We start from the raw sequence: 1448 nt of genomic DNA on the forward strand, positions 1-1448 counted from the left end.
ATTCCGAGACTGGCAAATATTATCGAATACGCCTCATGCTGGCTGCCATGTGGTCTGCACAGGAGTTTTTGAGTACTTACACTCTTTCGTATCACTCTTCTATACATAAACCTTCATAAACAGAGTTCAACTGCGCCAATACATTTTCCAACAAGTACTTATTAGTTGCTTCAGCAACATTCTTTTCACTCATAACATTAAATTTAGCGCTAGCATATATTTTCTCAATAGCTTTCGCTGTCGCTTCTACATCGTCAATATCAAACAGTATACCTTCAGCACCTTCTTCAATAAATTCCCTTGGCCCTCGGGTATTGGTTGCCATAATAGACTTACCACACACCATGGCCTCTAACAAACACTTACCAAGGCCTTCTCTTTTTGAAAACAACCCTACAACATCAGACAAATTGATTAATTCTTTAACATCACACCGCCACCCCACCATCATCACATTTTTTTCCAAACCAAGCGCTTTAATATTACCTTTGATTTCAGTTTCCAATGGGCCACACCCCGCAAACACAGCCTTTATATCTGGATAGCGCCCCTTCAAAAAACTCATTGCTCTGATTAACTGGATATGGTTTTTGTTTTTATTTAATTCCGCCAACACAAGGATAACAAAATCATCATCACTAAGACCTAACTTTCCCCTACATCCACTTTTATCAAAATCCTTCAAGATATATTTTACTTTCTCTATACCTACACCATATATCTTGCAAGCTTTTCCACCACACCGTAATTTAAAACCACGAGCAACAGCATAATCTTCAGAGTTTATTGTTATTAAAACATCCGTCCATCTTGCCGCTAACTTTTCAGCAGGATAAAAAAGTAGCCAGCTTATAGCTGGTCCTCCTTTATAAAAATGAAACCCATGACACGTATACAATATTTTTAGATCTTTATCTTTCCTTAGTGCAAATCTCGTTACAAAAGATGCGACCGGCGTGTGAACATGTACTATGTCATATCTTTCATTCTTCTGAATTAGCCTCATTTGCCTACAAGCATCTAAATTCTTTACACTCACCGGAGTTCTTTGAAAACCAACAGAAAAAACCTTTATTCCCAGCCCAAGTATCTCTTCATCAAGATCATCCGTTACATTAGTAGCAACATCTACAACATATCCCTGAGCAACAAGATCTTGTATATGAGGTTTTAAAAATGAATTTATAGTACTGCTTACTGTCGTCACATAGAGTATCTTTCTCATATTCTTCACTTATCGTCATATTGCCGACAAAAAAATATTCACTAAAAACCCTGCTCAAGTCAGTAGGTTTTACATATGTAAATTACCTCAATCCATAGATAAAAAATAACGTTAATCGCCTTATACAAAAATACACATTAATTTTCCTGATTACCACTGTGGCTCAGCCAGCTTGAGAAGCCTTGCTGGCATGGGGCAGGTTCGCGCAGCCATGTAACCCAGC

The 1448-nt window shown here is 37.8% G+C and carries 1 protein-coding gene; it reads right to left on the reverse strand.

Annotated elements, in window-relative coordinates; translation table 11 throughout:
• Positions 1-91: 91 nt before the first annotated feature.
• Positions 92-1225: a glycosyltransferase family 4 protein gene (locus ABD892_RS10715; RefSeq protein ID WP_345195620.1), complete on the reverse strand. Its 1134-nt coding sequence runs from the start codon at positions 1223-1225 to the stop codon at positions 92-94.
• Positions 1226-1448: the final 223 nt, after the last annotated feature.

The sequence above is a fragment of the Kistimonas scapharcae genome, assembly GCF_039540975.1.
Classification (GTDB): Bacteria; Pseudomonadota; Gammaproteobacteria; order Pseudomonadales; family Endozoicomonadaceae; genus Kistimonas; species Kistimonas scapharcae.

What these genes read in the sequence shown, in the direction of transcription:
- ABD892_RS10715 (WP_345195620.1), bottom strand. Translation starts at nt 1,225, where the DNA reads ATGAGAAAGATACTCTATGTGACGACAGTAAGCAGTACTATAAATTCA.